The 19,606-nt window shown below is 43.3% G+C and carries 32 protein-coding genes and 1 pseudogene; 6 read left to right on the forward strand and 27 right to left on the reverse strand.

All coding sequences use genetic code 11. The annotated features are described in order from the left end of the window. Positions 1-232: 232 nt before the first annotated feature. A complete protein-coding gene (locus QUB11_RS03690; RefSeq protein WP_333176160.1) occupies positions 233-445 on the forward strand; it encodes a hypothetical protein in 213 nt (70 codons plus the stop codon). Positions 446-591: 146 nt separating this feature from the next. Here the strand turns inward: QUB11_RS03690 and QUB11_RS03695 are convergent, their stop codons facing one another. From QUB11_RS03695 to QUB11_RS03815, 25 genes are all read right to left on the reverse strand, one after another. Then, complete coding sequence (locus QUB11_RS03695) at positions 592-822, reverse strand: HNH endonuclease signature motif containing protein (protein ID WP_333389814.1); 231 nt, start codon at positions 820-822, stop codon at positions 592-594. A 90-nt stretch (positions 823-912) separates the two neighbouring features. Next, positions 913-1,050 carry a hypothetical protein gene (locus QUB11_RS03700; protein ID WP_333389816.1) on the reverse strand — a complete coding sequence of 46 codons (138 nt, stop codon included), beginning with the start codon at positions 1,048-1,050 and terminating at the stop codon, positions 913-915. Positions 1,051-1,131: 81 nt separating this feature from the next. Then, the gene (locus QUB11_RS03705) at positions 1,132-1,449 is read right to left on the reverse strand and encodes a hypothetical protein (RefSeq protein ID WP_333389819.1); all 318 of its coding nucleotides are present in this window, start codon (positions 1,447-1,449) and stop codon (positions 1,132-1,134) included. Between the two features lies 1 nt (position 1,450). Next, positions 1,451-1,819 (reverse strand): DUF7694 domain-containing protein, encoded by a 369-nt coding sequence (locus QUB11_RS03710; protein WP_333389821.1) that lies wholly within the window; start codon positions 1,817-1,819, stop codon positions 1,451-1,453. A 34-nt stretch (positions 1,820-1,853) separates the two neighbouring features. Further along, positions 1,854-2,111 carry a hypothetical protein gene (locus QUB11_RS03715; protein ID WP_333176170.1) on the reverse strand — a complete coding sequence of 86 codons (258 nt, stop codon included), beginning with the start codon at positions 2,109-2,111 and terminating at the stop codon, positions 1,854-1,856. Between the two features lie 54 nt (positions 2,112-2,165). Then, positions 2,166-2,405, reverse strand: coding sequence for a hypothetical protein (locus tag QUB11_RS03720; RefSeq protein ID WP_333176172.1), 240 nt, complete (start codon positions 2,403-2,405; stop codon positions 2,166-2,168). Positions 2,406-2,414: 9 nt separating this feature from the next. Next, positions 2,415-2,657 carry a hypothetical protein gene (locus QUB11_RS03725; RefSeq protein WP_333176174.1) on the reverse strand — a complete coding sequence of 81 codons (243 nt, stop codon included), beginning with the start codon at positions 2,655-2,657 and terminating at the stop codon, positions 2,415-2,417. A gap of 32 nt (positions 2,658-2,689) precedes the next feature. Next, a complete protein-coding gene (locus tag QUB11_RS03730; RefSeq protein ID WP_333389823.1) occupies positions 2,690-3,079 on the reverse strand; it encodes a hypothetical protein in 390 nt (129 codons plus the stop codon). Between the two features lie 14 nt (positions 3,080-3,093). Further along, positions 3,094-3,318, reverse strand: a complete 225-nt coding sequence (locus QUB11_RS03735) for a hypothetical protein (RefSeq protein ID WP_333339171.1) — start codon at positions 3,316-3,318, stop codon at positions 3,094-3,096. Between the two features lie 235 nt (positions 3,319-3,553). Then, positions 3,554-3,904, reverse strand: coding sequence for a hypothetical protein (locus QUB11_RS03740; RefSeq protein WP_333389824.1), 351 nt, complete (start codon positions 3,902-3,904; stop codon positions 3,554-3,556). Between the two features lie 108 nt (positions 3,905-4,012). Next, positions 4,013-4,261 carry a hypothetical protein gene (locus QUB11_RS03745; protein WP_333389826.1) on the reverse strand — a complete coding sequence of 83 codons (249 nt, stop codon included), beginning with the start codon at positions 4,259-4,261 and terminating at the stop codon, positions 4,013-4,015. Beyond that, the gene (locus tag QUB11_RS03750) at positions 4,258-4,869 is read right to left on the reverse strand and encodes a hypothetical protein (RefSeq protein ID WP_333389828.1); all 612 of its coding nucleotides are present in this window, start codon (positions 4,867-4,869) and stop codon (positions 4,258-4,260) included. Before QUB11_RS03750 ends, QUB11_RS03745 begins: the two co-directional genes overlap by 4 nt. A 93-nt stretch (positions 4,870-4,962) precedes the next feature. Continuing rightward, positions 4,963-5,616, reverse strand: a complete 654-nt coding sequence (locus tag QUB11_RS03755; protein ID WP_333389830.1) for an MT-A70 family methyltransferase — start codon at positions 5,614-5,616, stop codon at positions 4,963-4,965. Positions 5,617-5,787: 171 nt separating this feature from the next. Next, the gene (locus tag QUB11_RS03760; protein ID WP_333389832.1) at positions 5,788-6,171 is read right to left on the reverse strand and encodes a hypothetical protein; all 384 of its coding nucleotides are present in this window, start codon (positions 6,169-6,171) and stop codon (positions 5,788-5,790) included. A gap of 182 nt (positions 6,172-6,353) precedes the next feature. After that, the gene (locus QUB11_RS03765; protein ID WP_333389834.1) at positions 6,354-6,770 is read right to left on the reverse strand and encodes a DUF1257 domain-containing protein; all 417 of its coding nucleotides are present in this window, start codon (positions 6,768-6,770) and stop codon (positions 6,354-6,356) included. Between the two features lie 138 nt (positions 6,771-6,908). Continuing rightward, positions 6,909-7,118 (reverse strand): DUF2997 domain-containing protein, encoded by a 210-nt coding sequence (locus tag QUB11_RS03770; protein ID WP_333152958.1) that lies wholly within the window; start codon positions 7,116-7,118, stop codon positions 6,909-6,911. Positions 7,119-7,157: 39 nt separating this feature from the next. Further along, a complete protein-coding gene (locus QUB11_RS03775; protein WP_333152956.1) occupies positions 7,158-7,499 on the reverse strand; it encodes a DUF6283 family protein in 342 nt (113 codons plus the stop codon). Between the two features lie 135 nt (positions 7,500-7,634). Next, positions 7,635-7,865, reverse strand: coding sequence for a hypothetical protein (locus tag QUB11_RS03780; RefSeq protein WP_333389836.1), 231 nt, complete (start codon positions 7,863-7,865; stop codon positions 7,635-7,637). 84 nt (positions 7,866-7,949) lie between these two features. Then, complete coding sequence (locus QUB11_RS03785; protein WP_333389838.1) at positions 7,950-8,102, reverse strand: hypothetical protein; 153 nt, start codon at positions 8,100-8,102, stop codon at positions 7,950-7,952. A 3-nt stretch (positions 8,103-8,105) separates the two neighbouring features. Further along, positions 8,106-8,504 carry a DUF6876 family protein gene (locus QUB11_RS03790; RefSeq protein WP_333389840.1) on the reverse strand — a complete coding sequence of 133 codons (399 nt, stop codon included), beginning with the start codon at positions 8,502-8,504 and terminating at the stop codon, positions 8,106-8,108. A gap of 64 nt (positions 8,505-8,568) precedes the next feature. Then, positions 8,569-8,865: a hypothetical protein gene (locus tag QUB11_RS03795; RefSeq protein ID WP_333389842.1), complete on the reverse strand. Its 297-nt coding sequence runs from the start codon at positions 8,863-8,865 to the stop codon at positions 8,569-8,571. An 81-nt stretch (positions 8,866-8,946) separates the two neighbouring features. Further along, entirely contained in the window at positions 8,947-9,591 is a 645-nt protein-coding gene (locus tag QUB11_RS03800) for an AAA family ATPase (protein WP_333389843.1), read from the reverse strand. 317 nt (positions 9,592-9,908) lie between these two features. Next, on the reverse strand, positions 9,909-10,904 hold the full coding sequence (locus QUB11_RS03805) for an AAA family ATPase (protein WP_333389845.1): 996 nt from the start codon (positions 10,902-10,904) through the stop codon (positions 9,909-9,911). 220 nt (positions 10,905-11,124) lie between these two features. Beyond that, on the reverse strand, positions 11,125-12,378 hold the full coding sequence (locus QUB11_RS03810) for a hypothetical protein (RefSeq protein WP_333389847.1): 1,254 nt from the start codon (positions 12,376-12,378) through the stop codon (positions 11,125-11,127). 105 nt (positions 12,379-12,483) lie between these two features. After that, a complete protein-coding gene (locus QUB11_RS03815) occupies positions 12,484-12,999 on the reverse strand; it encodes a helix-turn-helix transcriptional regulator (protein ID WP_333152945.1) in 516 nt (171 codons plus the stop codon). Between the two features lie 681 nt (positions 13,000-13,680). Between QUB11_RS03815 and QUB11_RS03820 the strand changes: the two genes are divergently transcribed. Genes QUB11_RS03820 through QUB11_RS03830 form a run of 3 tightly spaced genes read left to right on the forward strand, consistent with a single transcriptional unit; the run spans position 13,681 to position 17,928 of the window. Continuing rightward, the gene (locus QUB11_RS03820) at positions 13,681-14,073 is read left to right on the forward strand and encodes a hypothetical protein (protein ID WP_333152941.1); all 393 of its coding nucleotides are present in this window, start codon (positions 13,681-13,683) and stop codon (positions 14,071-14,073) included. Then, on the forward strand, positions 14,070-17,687 hold the full coding sequence (locus tag QUB11_RS03825) for a virulence-associated E family protein (RefSeq protein ID WP_333389848.1): 3,618 nt from the start codon (positions 14,070-14,072) through the stop codon (positions 17,685-17,687). Before QUB11_RS03820 ends, QUB11_RS03825 begins: the two co-directional genes overlap by 4 nt. Before the next feature lie 13 nt (positions 17,688-17,700). Beyond that, positions 17,701-17,928, forward strand: a complete 228-nt coding sequence (locus QUB11_RS03830) for an NblA/ycf18 family protein (RefSeq protein ID WP_333176217.1) — start codon at positions 17,701-17,703, stop codon at positions 17,926-17,928. Positions 17,929-18,523: 595 nt separating this feature from the next. On the opposite strand, the gene QUB11_RS03835 is transcribed toward QUB11_RS03830, so the two are convergent. Further along, the gene (locus tag QUB11_RS03835; RefSeq protein ID WP_333152935.1) at positions 18,524-18,730 is read right to left on the reverse strand and encodes a hypothetical protein; all 207 of its coding nucleotides are present in this window, start codon (positions 18,728-18,730) and stop codon (positions 18,524-18,526) included. Positions 18,731-18,837: 107 nt separating this feature from the next. Between QUB11_RS03835 and QUB11_RS03840 the strand changes: the two genes are divergently transcribed. Continuing rightward, positions 18,838-19,128, forward strand: coding sequence for a hypothetical protein (locus tag QUB11_RS03840; protein WP_333176219.1), 291 nt, complete (start codon positions 18,838-18,840; stop codon positions 19,126-19,128). 74 nt (positions 19,129-19,202) lie between these two features. Continuing rightward, positions 19,203-19,493, forward strand: a complete 291-nt coding sequence (locus tag QUB11_RS03845; RefSeq protein ID WP_333389850.1) for a hypothetical protein — start codon at positions 19,203-19,205, stop codon at positions 19,491-19,493. On the opposite strand, the pseudogene QUB11_RS03850 reads toward QUB11_RS03845, so the two are convergent. Next, positions 19,494-19,606: pseudogene (locus QUB11_RS03850) on the reverse strand (IS630-like element ISAcma34 family transposase); the annotation flags it as partial.

Consider the following 19,606-nt stretch of genomic DNA (forward strand, 5'->3'; position numbering starts at 1 on the left):
AGTCGCAGTGTGGTACTTTTCCCACTTCCGGCAACTGCATTGCAGCATCCGTGTCCTACTCCCTTTTTTACCCAGTCGATGATTTTTTCTTGGTATGATGAAAGTTGCATATATTTAAACTTAAGCTTATGCTGTAAACTGTTTACAGTATAGACTATAAAGCACAACGAGTTTCGTTTCATCAGGGGTGTATTGATACAATCAACCAGTTAAAATAAAGAATAATAGACTGATGGAAGACAATAAGATTTCCCAATTCATTCAAGCGCTTAAATTCTTCGAGCTAGAACTAGAAGAAATAACGGGACAACCTGGTTATGAAGATAGGAGAGGCAAAGTGATTGCGGTAAGGAAAAAAGGCGATAAGTCACGAATACTGTGCGCTTATTCCACCTACGACGAACTGTTGGATTGGGCAAAACAACAATTCCGCAACCTCAGTTGACGCTTTGGTTGAAGATAATTTTACCCTCTTTCAGAGAAAACTGGGACTGCCAACATTTTCGTATTCATGCGTTTTTTCCTCTTTCTCGGATAGCTAAGTCCCGGCAGACCCACGCATCGGTACTTTGAGGGATGCGTGGACTTTGCTCAGAACCACAAATCGCCTTGTCTAACCAGTCGCTCGACTTCCATTCTCTGCCTCGCAGACTGGAGATGATACAGGCGATGCACTGATGCGCTTGAACAAACCACCAGATTGTCTGGTGAGTTATTGGTTTTGTCATGGTCAAGATGATGGACAACTTCACCGGGTCGGAGTTTGCGCCCGATCGATTGTTCGGCGATAACCCGGTGCAAGTAAACAACTTTGTAACTCATGGTAGATAAATTGGGAAAATGGCTTGAGATGGGTCTAAAGTTTGGGTATGGGTTGAGTTATGAATTTTCTGAAACCAGGCTATATAAGCTTCAAAAACTGCTGCCAGAGCCGGGATTAACACTTGCCACTGTTCGGCTGACTTCACAGAAAGTTACGTTTCTTCCTGTTCGTAGCTTGCGGGCGCGTAGCGCATCGGTCAATTCCTCAGCCAGTTCCGTTTGACTCATAGATTGATACAACCGGGCATTTTTGATTAATCTGCCCAAGGTTATTTTTCAGTTCATAAAGCTTGAATTGATTGCTAAAATTTAGTCATGGGTTGTTGACGTTGCTGATTCCTTATTGTTCAATGCCCACTCTACTGCTTCGTTGAAAGCTTCATCAGTCGGCTCATCTAACATTCCTATTGCACACAACCATTTCAGTTGTATATTCCTACCACCGCGACAGATTTTGGTGTTATTCGTGCTGTGACAAATGTGTTGCCCGTTTCCCATCAAGTTTTCGTAGTATATTGCCAAATCTGATGGAGAGAGAGGTAATGGTTTTTCACCACTAAACGGACAAGTTTTGCACGGTTTCTCTTGAACGGGGTAGGTTCTCATGTCAGTTGGATCGAGTTTCATTTTAGATAGTTCCTAGTTTACGAAAGTCGGGAATTGGTCGTTGGTCGAGACATTGATAAAGATGCAGACAGAACTCATGAACATTTACCCATTCCGATCGAGCAGGCAGAATCTGAATTGCTAAAGCCTCTGCACCCAAAAAAATGTCTTTGACTTTGACCAAATCTATCCAAGTTGGAACTGATTTTTTACGAGACAGGGAGACATGAACCCACGAATAACCGTCTTTTTCAATCGAACAAGAAATTATTACAACCAAACCGTCACGACTTCTATAAGCTCCGCCATCAGGTCCGATCGCCTGAACTGACCAATTACATGGCAATTCTTCAGCAGTCGGGGGATTCCATTCAACAGTTTTAGTTTTCATGAAGATGCCGGGAGCGACCCGGCGACAGCGCGTATTAGTATCCTAGTAAATCAAACGGATCGCGAGAATCTGTAGCTGGTTCTGGAGGATTGACTAAATCGCATTCAGATTCAGTAATTGCCTGATAAACTTCACTCAGTGCCTGAATAGCATCCGCCAAACCTAATTCATTTTGTGTGACAAAATTCTCGCTCTGTTCGAGCGCCTGATACTCTGGCTGTTTCTGCAAAAGTCGCAGATTTTCTTCAGCACCCGCAATTATTGACTTGATTTGTTCGACTGTGATTGTCATGACTCTTACTCCTTAACTGATTAAACTCACTCAAAACCTCAACGCGAAGCATTATTAGCTAAAAAGAGTTTTCAAGTAATAATTTTCATCAATTTTGTTCTCACAGACAACCATTGACTTAGCTGCTTGTTCGGCTAGCGATCGATTCCAACCTTTGAGTTCAGACTTAGCTACTAATTCAAGCTCTGGCATAACGATTACTTCTAAGTAAAATACATTCCCTGGTGAATCGTCATAATAACAAGAGCTTTCGACTGTAAATTTCCAGTTTGACCAGTAAAATGTACTTTTCATTGCTGGTTCTTAATCCCGGTATAGTTCAACCTCAATAATGGAACAATGAGGATTTTCAGACGCCTGATTCTCCTCAGCTAAGCGTAATTCAGCAGCCGATCGAGTATCAAAGAAATGGGCTGCTTCAAAATCTTCAGTCCATTTCCCTTTCATTTCGAGAAGCCAGTAAACGCAGCCATATTCAGTAGCATCGCCAACCCAATAACTCGCCTTAAGAATCGCAAACTTGATTTCAGACTTAGGCTTAGACATAATTTTAAACCGGGAGCGACCCGGCAATCGCGCTATTCACTACACAATTGATAGGCAAATACTAAGCACAGAATGAAATTGCTTTCCAATCCGTAGCCTTCCCAGCGACTATTTCTGATTCCAACAATGTGACGGCATCGCTTAAGCCATTCAACACCGTCTCGTTTGGTAATTTCTTCAAACAGTCGTGGATGTTGCTGTAATTTGCACACAATAATTTCCGTCATAATCTCGATCGATTCCTGCATATCAGGGCTTTTGTACTCTTGATAGGCAGATTCAGCATCACGGAAATTCACGCCCATGAATGTTACCGGGTAATGATTTTTGATTTTGTTCTTTCGGAAAGCTAGCTCTGTGGGATTGGTCAAGGCTGCACCAATCCCAATATCAGAACCAGACCAAATATTAATGCCTTCCATTTTATCAGCTCCAATTAAATAGACTGAGCGATTTGATAGGCTTGTTGATAGAGTGGATCATTACTCTTTGGCTGCTGACCTTCTTTTTGATCGCTGACGGCTAAAGCTACCTTGATTTTCTGACTTTCAGTTTCCGAAGGTAGTGTTTGATTTTGCTGGTAGTAATTGGCAGAAGTCTGGAAAAAGGTAGCGAGATCGGCTTCATATTTCAGAAACCGAACTAATTCTTTTAAGTTCATAGCATTGAAAAAAACAACATTACCTTACAGCGAAGCATTACTGTGACTTTTTACGATTGCCTTCAAATTCTTCGATTTGAATGCCGATTTGATAAGCTTCCTGATATTCTGTGTCTCTATCTATAGCAAATAGATAGTAGCAGTAGCAGTCAAAGTGATAGCAATTAGACCTGTACAGTTTGATTGTCTTTGAGTTTCCATCACGCCCCAGAATTAGGGGCATGATTTGTTAGGGCTAACGTAAATTTACTTGATAAAGTTTGGTTTCTCGTTTCACAAGCTCTACCTGCTGCTGAGTCAACAGACAGAAATCTTCAATTTGTGGATCGATCGCCACAACAAGAACTTGTCCCTGAAGGACAACCCGGTTGGGAGTAAGCATAGTTGGCTGATGAGCCTTCCGCAAGAATTCCTCATCACACAAAACCGCGAGTAATGGGTCAGAATAACACTGATAAACAGGCTCCAAGTAAGCTTCTTGCCCTGGAATTCCTACAAGTTTTTGAAGTTCTGGGAGTTTGGGAACTTCAGTTGCTGCTACTTCTTGAATTCCTGTTGAGTTAATTAAAACGTAAAATCGTGACATTTTGGCTCCTGTAAACAATCTAGAAAATCAATCAATATCCCGCAGCGAAGCACGCTTATTTGTGTTCTGGCTTGGGAGGAAACTGGGAGCGACCCAGTTATTACACTATTATTTGCTACCAAATTCGATTGACATACACAAATCTGTGGCTATTTTGAGATGTTCTGGGGCAACATAAACTCTGAAAGCGCCTTGTTTCCAGAGCGCATCAGGATCGAATGGATGAAACTTTATCTCATGCGGAATCCCACTATTTGTCATTGCAGTTGCGATCGACTCATGCTGATATGCAAAGAAGTCAGTCACAAGAATAAATCCGTTTTCAGCAATCTCTGGCAATTCAATGGTTGTATTCATCGTTGGTATTTCCCTGAAAGCATATAGTAAGCAGTAGTTTTGTCATCTTCATCGGCAGTCAAATTTAATTTGAAATAATTACCACCTCCATCTGCCTCCAATATATCTGGTGCTTTGAAAGCAAAAAATTCAACTTCTTCTACAGTAATCAAACCTTCTCCACAAGGATTGTACATTTGCAAAAACGCGGTTATTGTTCGCAAATAATTCTTAATCAAGTAGCGTTTAATACCTTTAGCCAGACGAGGCTTAGAAAGTTTGTCTAGTTCTTTTTTAGCAAACTCAAAGCCTGTATCACCAAAGTAAGTAGCCCGTTTCTCATCATAAAACTGGTCATCAAACGGGATAAACTTAGGGACATCCCACAAATCAGGGTTGGGGTTAGATAAATCATGGGTTCTGCACAGATACCCTACTAGCTGTGTCCCTTCACCGGTGAAGGTTATAACATCTATGTCACCGGGAAACTTAAGGACTTCGATATAATTCCTTAGCACAGTTTCTGAAGAGTTTTCAGCAGCCAAGTATTTGTAACCTTGGACTCGAAGGATGTAGGTATCCTTGTCAATCATCAAAGCTTTTAGTCGATCGTTATCAATGCTTATCATGTCGTTGACTCCCCTGCAAATGGTAAATAAGAATCAAAACCGTAGAGCGAAGCACAAATGGGAGAGAGTTATGTTGTCTCTCCCATTGGTAAATTAATTAACCTCAGCGCCCCAGGAATCCCAGTTAGGGCGTTGTTGTCGAGCAAATAGTTCAATCCTCGACGGCTGGGATAATTTGCCTAACCTCTCACAATTTTCTAGTCTCTGACCAAGAGTATTGGCAAGAACCCAAAACTCTTCAGGTTTCTTTGAATGTTGTTGGCGACGGGCACGAATGATGTTAGGAACATTGGTCAATCCGAGTGTACTCATGCTAGGAGCATTACCCTTGGTTCCTATTAATAACTGCTCGGTACAGTTGCGACCATAATGCCCCATTCCCATGTGGGGTTTTCCAGCGATCGTCACCTTCTCCCAAGTGAAGGTACTTTTATGTTCATATCCCCACGCTAGGAGACATTTGAAGGCTAAGAATTGGTGATTGTTCGTTGTCCAGAGAAGGATATAGGAATCATCACCTCCGATCGCACCGATCGGCATATCCAAAATCTGCTGGTCAGTCATCGCAGGATACGGACACCGCCCCCGGTGGCTGGGGTCTGTTTCTCGTAAATGGAAATCCCAAGGCGGGTCCGCAACTATCAAGCGATAATCCTTGCAAGGAACCGGGGGGAGATTTGGGATTAGATTGATGGCGATCGATAACTTAAGTTGTCCAATTTTGTCGTCAACTTTATAACTCTTCATTTTCTCTCCTTCCAAAACTTTGCCGTTTCTGTTTCTGTTTCTGTTTCTCTGGTTGTTTCTGTTTCTGTTTCTGTTTCTGTTTCTGTTGTTGTTGATAAGCGTGCAGCTATCAATTGGTTAAGGAAGAAAATAGTTAACAGGCGGTGAAGGTAACTATTTCCTTAACATTAGCTACAAAGCCTCTTGTTCTTGTTCATCCTGGATTGATTTAAGAAGCAATCCATGTTCAAACAGGAGATGAGCTTTATTGATGCTTACCGTATCTAATTTTCGGGTTTGAGCAACAAAAGAGAGAAGGATTTCATTCACACTATCAGGTTCAAGTCCTGTGGTAGTACGAATTAATTCGATCGCAATGGCGACGTAACCTAAATTACAAGCGACACAACCTGACAAAATCTTTTTGGCAAACTGTTCATGCTCCCAGGAATTAGATATAGCTAAGTCAAAGATTTCATCAACTTGAGCTCCAACTTCCTCGGTATTAAGGTCTGTATTTAGGTCAAGGTCACTAAGATTTGGCACTGGAACAGAATTTTGAATTTCTTGAGACATGACATTCCTACTTATTTTCAAATCAACGACTAACAACGAAGTATTAAGTAACTGGTTTCTAGATAGGTTTCTGAATAGGTTTCTGAAACTCTACTAATCCATCTGCCAACATTTGGGTTTCCTCTATTCACAAGTCAATTCCCCAAAGCGAAGCATTATCAGCTTCACTTTGGTTTTGACTATTAACACCACTTGCCAGCGACTATGACGACTTCGCCATTTTCTTCAGTTTGAGACTCAATGTTGAACCCTTGAGCTTTGAGTGCTGCCAGAGTGTTTTCCCGTGCATACCAGGGCAAAAGTTGCTCCATAAATTCCTTAGCAGCTTGTTTGGAACCATCACGAGTTAGAAACTCGAATTCCTCTGTTCCTTCTATCAATTTGAAGCCAAAGTCATAACCACCCTGATAGTTTTGTTTGCGCCGAATCACAAACTCCGCTAGTTTGCTGTTGCCGAAAGGGTCATGGATATGCGTGTTAGTTTCGAGGTAAGCTCCAGTCAGAATTCCATCAAGTCCTGACTCAATCATTTTTTCGAGAATTTGTTGTAGGACGATCGGATTCTTTATCTGGGTGCGGATTACACTTAGATGTGACATCTTCTAAATCTCCTAAAAGTTCTGAAAGTGGACGAGAAAAGTACCGGGCAGCAGCAAGAATTTCCGAAGTACATTTACCGCATTCGTAAGTTCTGCCGTTTACTAAGGGATTGACACAACCAGGGATTTTGCAGTTCATCAGCTATTTGTCCACAAAGTTGATTCCTCGGTTAATGTTTCAGCTAATGTGTCGTTCAGTGCTTCTGGAAGAAGTTCTTGCGATTGAACCTCCCCCATTGCCTTTTCCAGTCCCTGAGTAACAGCGGTGCAATTAGCCCCGGAAGCGATGACTTTTTCGGTAACAGTGCCATCTTTGCTGATGGTGAATTCGACTTTGTAATATTGCATGGCTAAATAAGTTGAGGGTAAGTTGAGGGTAAGTTGGGGTTAATCTTTCAAAGTTTCAGCAAAAGTTGCGCGCTGTTCGCCATCAACCTCAAGGTCTTTTATCTGACCTGAGCGCATCAATACCAGTCGCAGAAGTAGATTATTATTCCGAATTTGATGATAAATCCAGCCAACACATTCAAGGATTTTTTCATCAGTGGAATAGTGACAACCCATTGCGACATTAGAATCTGCCAATTGCTCTAACAAATCTAAACTTGGATCAGCGATCGTCCTTTGCAAAGCTTCATGATTTTCGCGGTTGTAGTCAGGAATTTGTTTCAAATCTCGGTCTACTTTCCAGGGACAGTTAGCGCATTGTTTGGTTTGTGTGATTTGCATGGTTAGTATTTGACTGAAATTACTCGATCGAATTTGTCTCGAATAATTTTGGGAGTTTTGTTGAAATTCATCCCACAATCTCGGCAAATATAATGTCTCAAGTAGCCTAACTGACCAAGAAACATTAGCTGACCGCTACAGACTTTGCACATCAAATTTGCCATTTTGGTTTTCCTCTTTCAGGGTGTTATTGATAATTAAACCTTGATTGATTAAATCGACTGCCCATTGTACGATCGAAGAATCTTGTTCCAGAGTCCCCTTAGCTAGATATCGCAGAAATTGCAGCAATTCATCTCCCAGAAAAGTTGTGCTGTGGTGAATCATGCGACAAGCAATTGCCACATAAGGTCTTTTCTCTAACATTGCCTGAACCCAAATTTCAGTTGCAAAGTCGGCAGCTTTGACCTCATTAGTAATTGCTTCAGCAAAAATTTTGTTGACCTCTGCCTACAATTCTGCCAGTTCTTTATGCTTTTCTTGGAGTGTACGATCGGAACTTTGTTCGCTAGCGGTCATTTGATTTGCTCCTGATATTAGTTGAGTGATGTAGTGCAAAATTGTGTCCAGCCTCCAGAGTAGGAGGACTGGACAGCATTTCAAGGCTTAATTTTCGCTTGGCAAGTAAAGAACTCTATCTCGTAAGAAAAGCTTGATTTCCGGCAGGGAAAAATCGGTATAAGGTATCTGCTGAATAACGGCAGGTGTAACTCCGAGTTTGGGCGTATCTTCCCAACAAGTCAGAACAGCATCATTAGGCGATTTAGGCTTGATAAATTCATGTGTATCGCCAACATGAAGGAACCAAAGTTGAAACTCACTTAAACTACGAACTTTCCTCAGTCTGTGTTGATAGGAGACGATCGCATCAATCAACCAGTAAGCTTCAGCATTTTCAGCCAAGTATTTGACTCCATCGGTGTACAGAAGTCCAAGCCAATGCTTGTAATATTGCTCAGTTCCACAGAAATGTTGCAAATTCTGTGACAGTGTTTCAGCATCCATCTTTGACATAATTTTATTCCAAATTAAGACATCACCCCCTACAGCGAAGCACTACATGACTTTTTCAATTTCCTTTTGCTTCAAATGCTTCGGTTAATTTGTCATCAATAGCAAAGGCAATAATGGCGATCGCATCTCTCATCGCTGCTTCATCTCCCTGTTTAGAACGCAAAATCAGTAAAGGAATTCTGCTTTTATCAGGAAATACCTGATTAATCAAAATCAAAGCATTTTCGTTGCCAGCTAGGGCGGTTGACCAAATCACTGAGGCAAACGCCCAACTATTTATTACTTCTTTTTCGCCTTCATCAGTCTCGATAGTTTCCAAGCTTGATAATGGATGAACAAAATGTGGTTCCATATTCTGCCTCAATTTATGTGAACAATTCCTAAATCAAAAAGCGAAGCATTTGTAAGCTTTGGCTTCGCTTTTTGATAATGATTAATTTTCGTCAACCTGAAGAGGGGCAAAACGAGAGTAGGAATTTGGTTGTATTTGAACATCAGGAATGCTGGCAGATTTAGCACCCGATCGAATTGCCCAAGTTTTTAAATCCTGGATTTGCGATTCAGCAATTTGTGCCAGCGGGACACAGCCGGCGATCGAAACAAGTAAGTCATCCTGGGTGAACTCAACCCCGGCGCTGAACCCACTTTGCATCGCGTCATAGACCACTTGCTCAATCTCAGCGCCAGAAAAATTTTTCGATTGCTCTGCCAGCAGCTTCAAATCGAAATCGCCTGACTTGACTCGATCGGGTCGGACGCGGGTGAGGTGAACTCGGAAAATTGCCTCCCGCTCTGACAGGTTCGGCAGATCAACCCAAAAAGTATCATCAATGCGGCCTTTGCGAATCAGTTCGGCGGGGAGAACTTCGGCGCGGTTCGCGGTCATGACCACAAACACCGGCGCCGTTTTTTCTTGCATCCAAGTCAACAACGTTCCAAATACCCGCTGGGAAGTGCCGGAATCTCCATCCATGCCGCTAGTGATATTGGCAAACGCTTTATCAATCTCCCTCCGTGTTGCGCCTACCTCGGTTCCAGGTAGGCTCTTTAAGTTTCCCCAAAGAGCAGAACATATCATAAATTATTAACTCCTGTTCCCTGACTTGACCTGACCTTGACCTGACCTTGACCTGACCTTGACCTGATGTTAAAAAACAGTTTGGAGTTAATAATCCCCGTGCGCTTCAGACTCCCTTGAGTCCTACGTCTTGCGACTGTTCGTTGAACCTTCCCCATGCCTTGCCTTGTGTATCAGATGAGGTTTAGGGGCTTGGCTGCTGATTGCCACATACTTTAGAATTTTCAAACCTTCACGCTTGCCATTTCTGATTACGTTGTGGTTCCTAAAACTTCGCGGTTTTCCAGCAATTCACACGGTTTAGGCTGGACTAAGATTTAATCCAGTAGCAGAACGCACGGTGCGATCGCCTCGACCAGTTTAATCACCTGTCGGATGCGGTTTTCACTTTCACCGACCATGCTGCCGAACACGCGACCGACATCGAGGCGCAGCAGGGGGAGTTTCCATTCAGTGGCAATCGTTTTGGCAAGTAGCGATTTACCAGTCCCTTGAATGCCGGCTAGCAAAACACCTTTTGGGTTAGGCAACCCATATTCGCGGGCTTGGTCAGTGAAGGAGCGCGATCGAGATTTGACCCATTGTTTGAGAATTTCGAGTCCGCCAACAACCTCCAACCCAGATTCAAGCGGGATAAATTCTAGGATTCCCGTCTCTCGGATGGTTTGGCGTTTTTCCTCAATGACCGCAGCGAGAGCCCGAATATCAACTTTCCCAAGAACCAAACACTTGGCAAGGACACGAGAGATTCGGCACCGAGTCAGCCCCTGGCAAGCCTTTGTTAGCTGTTGCCGTTGCTCGGCATTTAGTTTGAGCTCTGTTGGTGGAACCAATCGAGTAAGCAAGTGTGATATCTCCTCGATGCCTGGTAAAGAGATATCAACCACCGTCGTTTCTTGAGACAGTTCTTGAGGAATTCGGAGTTGGTCGGAGAGAATGACGAGACAGCGACGATCGCGGGCAATTTGAAATGCCAGATTTTTCAGTTCGCGGACGATCGCTAATTGGTTACTTGCTATCTGACCATTTGCACCGGGGGCAATTAATGTACCCAAATCTTTCATCACAAATACAGTGACTTGCTCCATTGGCGGCGCTTTACTGATGCGCTCTAGAGCCTGCATCGGATTTCCCTTGCCTGTACCTGAATCTGTCCAACCACGGGCAAAGTCCCAGAAAAAGATTTGTCCCTCAACGGCTTTGATTACATCGCACAAGATTTCTTCTGCTGGTTCCTCTTCTGGGCTTACTACCCACAGCAAAGGAAATCGCGCCATCAACATTAGCTGAATTTCTTTCTTTTGGTCTATCATGTTTTAATCCAATCGAGCTTTTGAGTCACCAATTTTGCTACAAGTCTTGAGCTACCCACCCAAGACTTATTAGACAAGAAAGCAATACCCGTTCTTTCTTCTGGCTCAGTAACAGTGCTCAGAAACAGAAACAGCAACTGCTACTGAGCTTTTGTTTCTGGTTGTTTCTGTTTCTGTTTCTGTTTCTGTTTCTGTTTCTGTAAGTCATTTAGGCGGTTGGTCATTTAGCCAGAGCAACTTTTTGCCTTTTGTGTCGGGGAACAGGTTCAAAGGGCTTACCTGGAGATTCAACAGATTCAGAGTTAACAGAGCCAGAGCCAGAGCCAGAGCCAGAAACCGTTTCTGGGAGTAATTCTGGGAGTAATTCAGCTTGAGATTCAGAGTAAGATTCAGATTGAGCGACTTGAGTTGTAGCTTTAGCCAGTGCAGCTTTCAAATCTTCAATTTGTTTAAGGGCTTCAGACAAATCAGCATGGAGTGTTTCATTTTCCACCATAAGCTGAGCATCGAGCTGAGCATCAGTAACTGGGTCATCAGAATCATCTATGCGATCGACTTGTAAAGCGCCACTAACTTTTTGTTGACTTTGCAGGTTAGTGATTGTTGTTGAAGCTTCTCTTAGCTGAGTTCTCACTTGTTCTAGTTGAGATTCCAGGACTTGTTTCTCACCCATTTGTGCTTGGAGAGTTTGGATTTGAGCATGAAGGCTAGAAACTTCACGTTCCCGTGCTTCGATTTGACCGTTGAGTTTAGAGATTTCAGAGATTCGATCGCGGGCTGCTGTTTCAAATTCGGCGACTTCCAGTAAACGTTGTTCGGAAACTGTAAGTTTTGCTTGTAATTCGCTGCGATCGGCTTGTAGGGAATCCAAGCGATGACGAAATTCTTCAGAATCTGCCAATTGTTGCTTGTTCAGATTTATGTACGCTTCTTTGAGTTCGTTTCGTTGGCGTTCGTACTCCCCTTTGTAAAAATTCAACTCGTACTGATTTTGAGGATAATCCTTGAGTTGTTGCCGAAGAATTTCGTTCTCCTGAGCCAGAGACTTCATTCGATCGCCACTGACCGAAGTATCAGCTTTTTGAAAGGCGAGGCGGTAGGTTGCGATCGCCATTTGCTTAGAAACTGCTAGAAATTCTTCAGGAACTTCTGATTCATCAAGCAATCCGTCGTCTGCTGCCTCTAGCAATGCACTTGCTAAATCTTTTTCAGATTTTCCTTGCTTGAGGAGTGCCAGATTATCTGATCGCCATTCCTTGACCAGTTTGCATACTGCGTCCGTACTGCCTCCGTAACCGTAGATTTCTTTGAGGGCTGCATTTACCGATCGCACTGCCACCCCTACCCGATTTTTTTGAAGGGCAGCACAGGCAAAATCCACCATTCCCCGGCTAATCCCTGTGTACTGAGTCGCGCGATCAAACTCAAATCCAGTTAAATCAAGGCTTGTAAACGTTGTCGGTAATTTTGCCATTACTAATCATTGGTAAATAGTGCTAGTAAGCTACTTACCAGTATACGCCATTTACCAATAGTGGTAAATACATTTATTAAAAAGTCATAACATAAATAGAAGGATTCAGGAGGCAATCCGCTCGGCAATAACCTGGAGGACAACAGCAAGCTCCTCCTTTGAGATAGTACGAACTTGCTGTACCAGTTGTTCCAATTGGCTGGGTTTCTGCTTCCCAGCAAGGACTAGCTTGAATTGTTCAAGAGTTTCCCCTCTGAACTTGGCGACACGTTTAAGATTTTCTAGATCGGGAACTCCTTCAAGATTTTCCCAAGCTTTGATGGTGGGATGAGTCACGCCAAGTAAGCGGCCAAATGCTCGATATGGTCGATTTGCCCGCATTTCATAGATCAGCTCAGCAAATTTTTTCTTGGTCTGATCATCCATCACATATCGCTGAGGTTGCCTCTGTCTGCGGTTTCCAGAGTTTTTAGAATCATTTTGGCTAGGATTATTCTCATGGCTCTGAGAATTGGTCTGGCTGCCAGGGGGAAGAGATGGCACCTGGAGGGAAGATTCAGTTTCCACATCTGGATAGTCGTCGAACAAAAAACGAAAATTGATATGGGAAGGGGTATCCATTTGGTTAATAAGGTAGTATTGTGGTAAAAACGCCTGGTAATATTGTCACCAGCATCCTTCGCAGGTAAAAGGCACAGATACAAGGCACAGAGCACAGGGAAAGGTAAACAAACTCAAGCTAGTAATAGCTTAAGCCATAGCAGACATTGAGTTAATCACATTCTGAGTGGTTCGGAACTACCTTAGTTTGCTTTGAACTGTTCTGGATTCTCAATCACCATACCCTTAAATGCTTTGCGGTCTTAGCCTGTCCTGACATTGAAACAGGTACTAAGGCCACCTTACTTTAGCGTAACAACTTCACCATACATTAGCAAAGCTCCATGATTTTTCTTTGAGCTTGCCAGATTTTGCTTGCAATGCACGGGCCACCATAACACGCAGTCAGGAATTTTTCAGCGTGGACGGCTAAATCTTTTACTCACTATTTCTTTTATATGATGACAGAATCACTAAGCTCAACAGTGCTAACTGTGTTAGCAGATACTAACAATTTGCCAGAGAAACCAGGGAAAACCAAGCGTACCTTATCTCTTTCAAAAGAACTAGACCACAAAGTTCGTGTTTTCGCAGCGCACAAAAGAATTAGTGTGGGCTCTTTAGTGGAAGCAGCTTTAATTCTTTATTTTTCTCAGAATCTCTCTCAACAAAATACTGAAATGTAATAGCTCAGAGGTTCTGATGACCATAAACGGATGGTGCCGTACCAACTATCACAAAGATGGTAAACGTCGTTTTGCGAAGTTAACGGACGGCTTATGCTGTGAATGTCTAGCCGATGGCGCGTTCGCGCCCCGCAAGCTACGACTTGATAAAGCAATTACTGAACCAGTCGCTGAACCAGCCCCTGAACCAGTCGCTGAACCTAAACAATCACAGCAACGAAAGAAGGAAACCGCCGATCGCAGAAAAGTTACTTGTCTCGAACAGAAAATTACTGATTTGGAGGTAGAACGCGACACTCTAAATTCAGAAATTGACCGTCTGCGATTGAAATTGCAGACATTTATCAACTCCTTAAACCAATCAGAAGTTGAACAATCAGGAATTAAATCAGGAGTAGCAAAGACGTGAGTAATAAAATCGTGATCGATCGTGAATTAGCTGAAAAACATCTCAATTACCTGGGATATGCACCGGGTGAAGCCTACTTGAGATTTTTCTTTTATTCCACAGACGATCGTAAGAAAAAAGATAAAGGGCGCAAACTCTCTGGCTTAGACTGGCAACAAATCGAACAATATCAAACAGATGGGCGTGGTGTCTACGTCGTGGTCAATGGCGCTGGCGGTACTGGTCACACCGATGCTGACATCCACCAATGCTGCGCTATTTTCTGTGAATGGGATGATATTCCTCTGGGTGAACAATTTGAAAAATGGAGCGCTGTAGGTTTTGTAGAGCCGACATTCACCATATTTAGCGGTGACAAGTCGATGCAGCCGTATTGGTTGTTCGATGAGCCTGTTACACCGGAACAGTGGCGAGAACTGCAAGTGATTCTCATCGAGATAATGGAAGCTGATGACAGTAATAAAAATCCCAGTAGGGTGTTTCGCCTAGCAGGGGGTTGGCACATGAAACCCGGTCGTGAACCAATCAAATCAGAAATTGTCAGTGAATCAGGTATTCGATATAATTACAATGATTTGCGGGAACATCTTAGGAGATTACTCAGGGAACTTGAGCAAAGAAGAAAGGAGGAAAAGGAGCGGAATCAGCAAGATTTACTCGACTTATTAGTCAATTCTACTAGACCGATAAGTATTGAAAATACCGCTAACGGTACAGGAAGTGGCGGTACATCAACAGCAACACTTATAAAGCCGACAGAAACTCTACCCGCGCCAGGAACCACCAAGATAAAATTCAAAGATATTAAGGTTCCGGTGCCGATCGCCATACCCTTGGATTCCGCCTTGGGGAAGGCTAAGGTTTATTTGAATGGAGTCGAAACTCAAAGAAATACATCAATGGCAATGCTCGCCAGAGATTTACTTGGAGTTCAGACAGAATTCAACCGCCTCGGACAACTTACAGATGATGATGCTTATACATTGTTTCTGGATGCTTGTCGCCGTTGTTCACCCGGTGGCGGATGGGATGAGGATGAGTGGCAACAGGTCTGGGATTCGGCTGTCAAATCCAACCCTATATCCTCCATCAAACACTATATTCCTGATGGAGTCGAAAGCTGCATCAAAGGTGCATACTGGCGCTTTCTCAAAGCTCAACGACCCTTTGATTTAGATTGCTCACCTGATTCTAATTCTGTTCCTGATTCTGTTCCTGATTCTGTTCCTGATTCTGTTCCTGATTCTGTTCCTGATTCTGATTCTGTTCCTGAGTTAGAAAATCAAAAGTCATCGGGTTTCAATATTTTCAATTCTGATGACAAGATGATTCAAGATTACCAAAAGTTGAACAGACATTTTGGGAAGCGGATTAGGCTAAACACACTTAGCAAGAGAATCGAAATAGATGGGAAACCTGTATCTCTCGATCGAGTCCGTCTTCAACTCGCAATCAGACACGGAGTATTAGTCAGATCGAGTAGAGAAGATGTCCAAGATATACTCACAGAAATAGCCGTGGATAATCAATATTCACCCATTCAAGAGTATCTGAGTTCTCTACCCGTGGCTTCAGATACTTCAATTTTAGATACTTTGGTTCAGAAATATTTTGGTGTTGAGGGTGAACTTTATACAAAATTCATCCGAAAGACTTTAATCGGTGCGGTAAAGCGTGCCTTTGAACCAGGTTGCAAAATGGACACAGTTTTGATTTTGCAAGGCCCTCAAGGATTCCGAAAATCCACATTTTTTAAAATCTTGGCAGGCAAACAATACTTCGATGATTCACTCGGTGCCGTTTCCGATAAGGATGAACGGCTCAAATTGCACCGCTCCTGGATTGTTGAATGGGCGGAGCTAGAGTCAATTTTCCGCCGACGGGATGTGTCCGCAACCAAAGCTTTCCTCTCTACTGAGACAGACGCAATTCGACCGCCTTATTGTCGAGATACGCAGGACTTCGATCGACCCAGCATCATCGTTGCCACCACTAACAAGCAAGAATTTCTCGCTGATGAAACTGGCAACCGCCGATTTTGGGTGATTCCGGTCAAGAAACGGATCGATACTAAGCTATTGAAGCAAGAACGGAATGCAATTTGGGCTGCTGCGATGCTGGCTTATCGCTCTGGTGAAGAACCTTATCTAAATTTAGGAAATGATGAAGAAGAAGCCGAACTTCTGACTGAGGACTTCCAAACCTCAGACCCCTGGGAAGATTTCATCCTGAATTACATCGAACATCGAGACTACATCCGACTCAGCGACCTCCTCAATCATCTCCAAATTGATTTAAGTCGGCAAGAGCGATCGCACCAGATGCGCTGTTCGGGGATTCTCAAGAAAATGGGGTGGGAACGAGAATTCCGAATCATCAGCTCTAAACGGGTTCGAGTCTGGGCAAAAATCGAACAGCCTGAACTCGCTGATCAACCTCAAATTTTGAAAACTGCCTCAGAAACTGAGGTCGATCGCGAGGTTGATCTCCTTACTGGCTCTGGCTTTGATCAACCTGATCAACCTGATCATCCTATTTCTCAAACTTTACTAATTCCAGAACAGAGTCCTGATTCCTGCCCTGACCAAACCTCCGATTCACCCCCTGATTCACCCCCTGATTCACCCCCTGATTCACCCTCCGAGTCAACCTCCGATTCAGTCGGTGATTCAGCGGGTGATTATGGAGAGAATGTGATCGCCCAATCTTGTGAACCGATGGCAAATTTTATGAATCGGGAGGCGACGGCAGCAGAAGATTTGCCAAGTTTGGGTGAAAAGGTTGATCAGGTTGATCGGGTCGATCGAAACTTTACAGAGCAAGGCTTTGATTCCGATCGACCTTTCCAAAATGAGGTTGATCTTTCAAAAAATGAGGTCGATCAGCAAACTCAACAACAAAGAGAAGAAGCTGACCTACTCCAATATATTCGTGTGGTACTCGAAGCCGGCGACCCGAAATTAGCCAGAAGTATCCAGAGTGTTTTGAGGGAAGTTTGCGGCTCTGGGGTAGCCGATCGCCAAAAGGTCTGGAACGCGCTGACCGAAACCGAAAAAGCTGTTTTCATCGCTCTACTCACAGTCCCAGAGCCTGACTCTGACTCTGACTCTGACTCTGACTCTGACTCTGACTCTGACTCTGACTCTGACTCTAAGACTACTGAAAACCTACCTGAAACCAGCAATAAGCCAACCACACCAACCTCTGAATCCACATCTGAACTTGTAGAGGAATCCACACAAGCCACACCAGCCGAAACTATAAGTGAACCGGCAGCAACATCAAATTCTGCGGTCACACCAACACCTGAATCCGTAGCCGACCCATTAATTAGTGAAGAAGATGCACAGAAACTGCGGGAATTAGCATTAATTTGGTGGAATGAATACTACCCTGAACAACTGCAAGCTCTGCTAACACAAATGTATGCCTGGAAAGCACCAGGAAACAAATATGACACGGCTGTGATAGTTCAATGGCTGGAGGGGGAAAATGCAGAGATTCGCGATCGAATCAATCAATTGATAACCCTCAAAAATAACAATTCTTCAACCGATTCCCTATCAACGGATTCTCTAACAGACAAGGAAAAAGACCAGGAAACAGGCGATTAAAACAGTAGAGATTATGACCACTGAAAAAACAGGGAAAGATGAAGATCAATCGGGTAAGCTTTCAACTGAACTTACGGTTGAACAGCAATTTAAACTCAAAGTTTATTCGGATGAGACTCAATCACTTTCTGCTGAAGAAGCGCAGATATTGCTCATAGAAATGGTTCGGAGAAACATGATTAAGGACAATGTTATTAAACATTTAATCAATCATCATGACGGCGAACTTCACCATTTTTAAGTTGGTGGTTAAGAGTTTCAAGAGAGATTCTGACACGACTATAGCGACAAAATTTTGTCCTAGCAATACTGCGGGTCAATGTTTAGATGAGTAAAAGTGGAATAGGAATTTCAGAAATTTTTGCAGTCGATCGTACCTCCTCCAGCGCTCGTAAAAATTGGCTCATCTTTATGCTCAGCTTGCCACTTTTCATGTCGTCGATCAAACAGTAATTTTTGTTCCGCCCGACAGATTGGAACCCCCAGTTTTTTTCAAACCCACTTAAACGTTCGCCCAGCCAAATGCGCCATTTCAGGGCCGCCATTTCAGGGCCGCCATTTCAGGGCTGCTGCTTCCCTCGCCACCAGTCCCCTAAACTTCTCTGCAACTTTCTCAGAAACAGAGAAACACGCTTTGTTTCCGAAAAACAGAGAAACGTGTTTCTGTAACTCACGATAAATAGACTAGAAGGCTCGACAAATGGGTCAAAGAGGTCAGAAACAGAAAAGGATTCTTGTTTCTGGGGCTTGTACTACGACCCCAAAGTAGTTTTGATTTAGTTGTAATCCAGACGGGATATAGACTTTTAGCATTTTCAATAGCTGAATATATCAATTTAATCAGTTTTGTGAGAATTCTCAGAATTTTGAGATTCTTCAGATTGGGCAGCTTCCTGCTGATCAAGCCATTCGATCAGAGCCATGCGGACGATCGATGCCAGTGACTGATTCGGTTCGATCGCCTGAGCTTTTAAGCGCTCCCGCAATCCGCCCACATCAAATGTCACTGATATGCGATCGCGACTATCCCTACTTTTTGCCATGAAATTCCATAAAATCCCATAAAATCCTTTGACTACTCCAATCAGGATAATGGAAAACCTAGAAAGTTTCTAAGTTTTTCTTGACGTAACACTAATTTAGTGTTACAGTGCAAAAACGCCTGGTAAACGTGCGTCAACACGTTCACCAGACTTTCCACCAATGCCACGAGACGGCACTAGGAGACAGCATTATGTTACAGCAACAGCATCTAGTTGTGGTTGAACGTTCGTTCAACCCCAACTGCATTGTCAGAGGTTTCGGCAAGACACCTCAAGAAGCAGCTCGTAAAGTGTTTGACCGAGCACGGGAATATGGCTACTGGGACGCAACGAAAACTTACCCCAAAGCTAAAAACCCGCTCGCCAGCAGTCCCAAAAGGAAGCGGACGGGACGATAGATAGTTTTTTTTCTCTGACTGCGAGCTACTTGAAAGACAGCGGCAGCTATCCCTAAAGTAGCTCATACAAAGACATGAAACGCCGAAAGACAATAACAGCGCAAGTTACGGAAGAATCGGGTAGGCGCAATTTCTGGACGCGATCGGAGTTAAGGGCAGAACTGGGCAAGATTTCCCACAAAACGAATAAGCCAATGGCAGAAGCAACTTTTAAACGAAGATTGGTGCTGCTTGAGGAAGAATGCCCAGAAATTGATCGATCGCTATATAGTCGCAAATTCTCGGATTTCTCAAAATGGTGTCTGGTTCAGCTAGAAGAAATCTTCTTGAGCTGCGATCGAGATATCGACAAAACCCGTAAGTAGTTAAGCAAAATTAATTACATAATTATCTCCAAATTCTTTAAGAATTTTTTCTACAGATGAAACAAGAGATTGCCAGCTCGAGTAGGCATCTATTTCGAGCCATTGATATTTGA

Source organism: Microcoleus sp. B6-A1, from assembly GCF_036705085.1.
GTDB lineage: Bacteria > Cyanobacteriota > Cyanobacteriia > Cyanobacteriales > Microcoleaceae > Microcoleus.

Excerpts from the sequence above, each read along its gene's own strand:
- QUB11_RS03795 (WP_333389842.1), bottom strand. The coding sequence starts at position 8,865 with ATGGAACCACATTTTGTTCATCCATTATCAAGCTTGGAAACTATCGAG.
- QUB11_RS03705 (WP_333389819.1), bottom strand. The coding sequence starts at position 1,449 with ATGAAACTCGATCCAACTGACATGAGAACCTACCCCGTTCAAGAGAAA.
- QUB11_RS03765 (WP_333389834.1), bottom strand. The coding sequence starts at position 6,770 with ATGTCACATCTAAGTGTAATCCGCACCCAGATAAAGAATCCGATCGTC.
- QUB11_RS03845 (WP_333389850.1), top strand. The coding sequence starts at position 19,203 with ATGAAACGCCGAAAGACAATAACAGCGCAAGTTACGGAAGAATCGGGT.
- QUB11_RS03820 (WP_333152941.1), top strand. The coding sequence starts at position 13,681 with ATGACCATAAACGGATGGTGCCGTACCAACTATCACAAAGATGGTAAA.
- QUB11_RS03750 (WP_333389828.1), bottom strand. The coding sequence starts at position 4,869 with ATGATAAGCATTGATAACGATCGACTAAAAGCTTTGATGATTGACAAG.
- QUB11_RS03775 (WP_333152956.1), bottom strand. The coding sequence starts at position 7,499 with ATGCAAATCACACAAACCAAACAATGCGCTAACTGTCCCTGGAAAGTA.
- QUB11_RS03770 (WP_333152958.1), bottom strand. The coding sequence starts at position 7,118 with ATGCAATATTACAAAGTCGAATTCACCATCAGCAAAGATGGCACTGTT.
- QUB11_RS03735 (WP_333339171.1), bottom strand. The coding sequence starts at position 3,318 with ATGAACTTAAAAGAATTAGTTCGGTTTCTGAAATATGAAGCCGATCTC.
- QUB11_RS03800 (WP_333389843.1), bottom strand. The coding sequence starts at position 9,591 with ATGATATGTTCTGCTCTTTGGGGAAACTTAAAGAGCCTACCTGGAACC.
- QUB11_RS03690 (WP_333176160.1), top strand. The coding sequence starts at position 233 with ATGGAAGACAATAAGATTTCCCAATTCATTCAAGCGCTTAAATTCTTC.
- QUB11_RS03760 (WP_333389832.1), bottom strand. The coding sequence starts at position 6,171 with ATGTCTCAAGAAATTCAAAATTCTGTTCCAGTGCCAAATCTTAGTGAC.
- QUB11_RS03810 (WP_333389847.1), bottom strand. The coding sequence starts at position 12,378 with ATGGCAAAATTACCGACAACGTTTACAAGCCTTGATTTAACTGGATTT.
- QUB11_RS03790 (WP_333389840.1), bottom strand. The coding sequence starts at position 8,504 with ATGGATGCTGAAACACTGTCACAGAATTTGCAACATTTCTGTGGAACT.
- QUB11_RS03730 (WP_333389823.1), bottom strand. The coding sequence starts at position 3,079 with ATGGAAGGCATTAATATTTGGTCTGGTTCTGATATTGGGATTGGTGCA.
- QUB11_RS03740 (WP_333389824.1), bottom strand. The coding sequence starts at position 3,904 with ATGTCACGATTTTACGTTTTAATTAACTCAACAGGAATTCAAGAAGTA.
- QUB11_RS03715 (WP_333176170.1), bottom strand. The coding sequence starts at position 2,111 with ATGACAATCACAGTCGAACAAATCAAGTCAATAATTGCGGGTGCTGAA.
- QUB11_RS03720 (WP_333176172.1), bottom strand. The coding sequence starts at position 2,405 with ATGAAAAGTACATTTTACTGGTCAAACTGGAAATTTACAGTCGAAAGC.
- QUB11_RS03725 (WP_333176174.1), bottom strand. The coding sequence starts at position 2,657 with ATGTCTAAGCCTAAGTCTGAAATCAAGTTTGCGATTCTTAAGGCGAGT.
- QUB11_RS03830 (WP_333176217.1), top strand. The coding sequence starts at position 17,701 with ATGACCACTGAAAAAACAGGGAAAGATGAAGATCAATCGGGTAAGCTT.
- QUB11_RS03835 (WP_333152935.1), bottom strand. The coding sequence starts at position 18,730 with ATGGCAAAAAGTAGGGATAGTCGCGATCGCATATCAGTGACATTTGAT.
- QUB11_RS03755 (WP_333389830.1), bottom strand. The coding sequence starts at position 5,616 with ATGAAGAGTTATAAAGTTGACGACAAAATTGGACAACTTAAGTTATCG.
- QUB11_RS03780 (WP_333389836.1), bottom strand. The coding sequence starts at position 7,865 with ATGTTAGAGAAAAGACCTTATGTGGCAATTGCTTGTCGCATGATTCAC.
- QUB11_RS03695 (WP_333389814.1), bottom strand. The coding sequence starts at position 822 with ATGAGTTACAAAGTTGTTTACTTGCACCGGGTTATCGCCGAACAATCG.
- QUB11_RS03710 (WP_333389821.1), bottom strand. The coding sequence starts at position 1,819 with ATGAAAACTAAAACTGTTGAATGGAATCCCCCGACTGCTGAAGAATTG.
- QUB11_RS03745 (WP_333389826.1), bottom strand. The coding sequence starts at position 4,261 with ATGAATACAACCATTGAATTGCCAGAGATTGCTGAAAACGGATTTATT.
- QUB11_RS03815 (WP_333152945.1), bottom strand. The coding sequence starts at position 12,999 with ATGGATACCCCTTCCCATATCAATTTTCGTTTTTTGTTCGACGACTAT.
- QUB11_RS03805 (WP_333389845.1), bottom strand. The coding sequence starts at position 10,904 with ATGATAGACCAAAAGAAAGAAATTCAGCTAATGTTGATGGCGCGATTT.
- QUB11_RS03700 (WP_333389816.1), bottom strand. The coding sequence starts at position 1,050 with ATGAGTCAAACGGAACTGGCTGAGGAATTGACCGATGCGCTACGCGCC.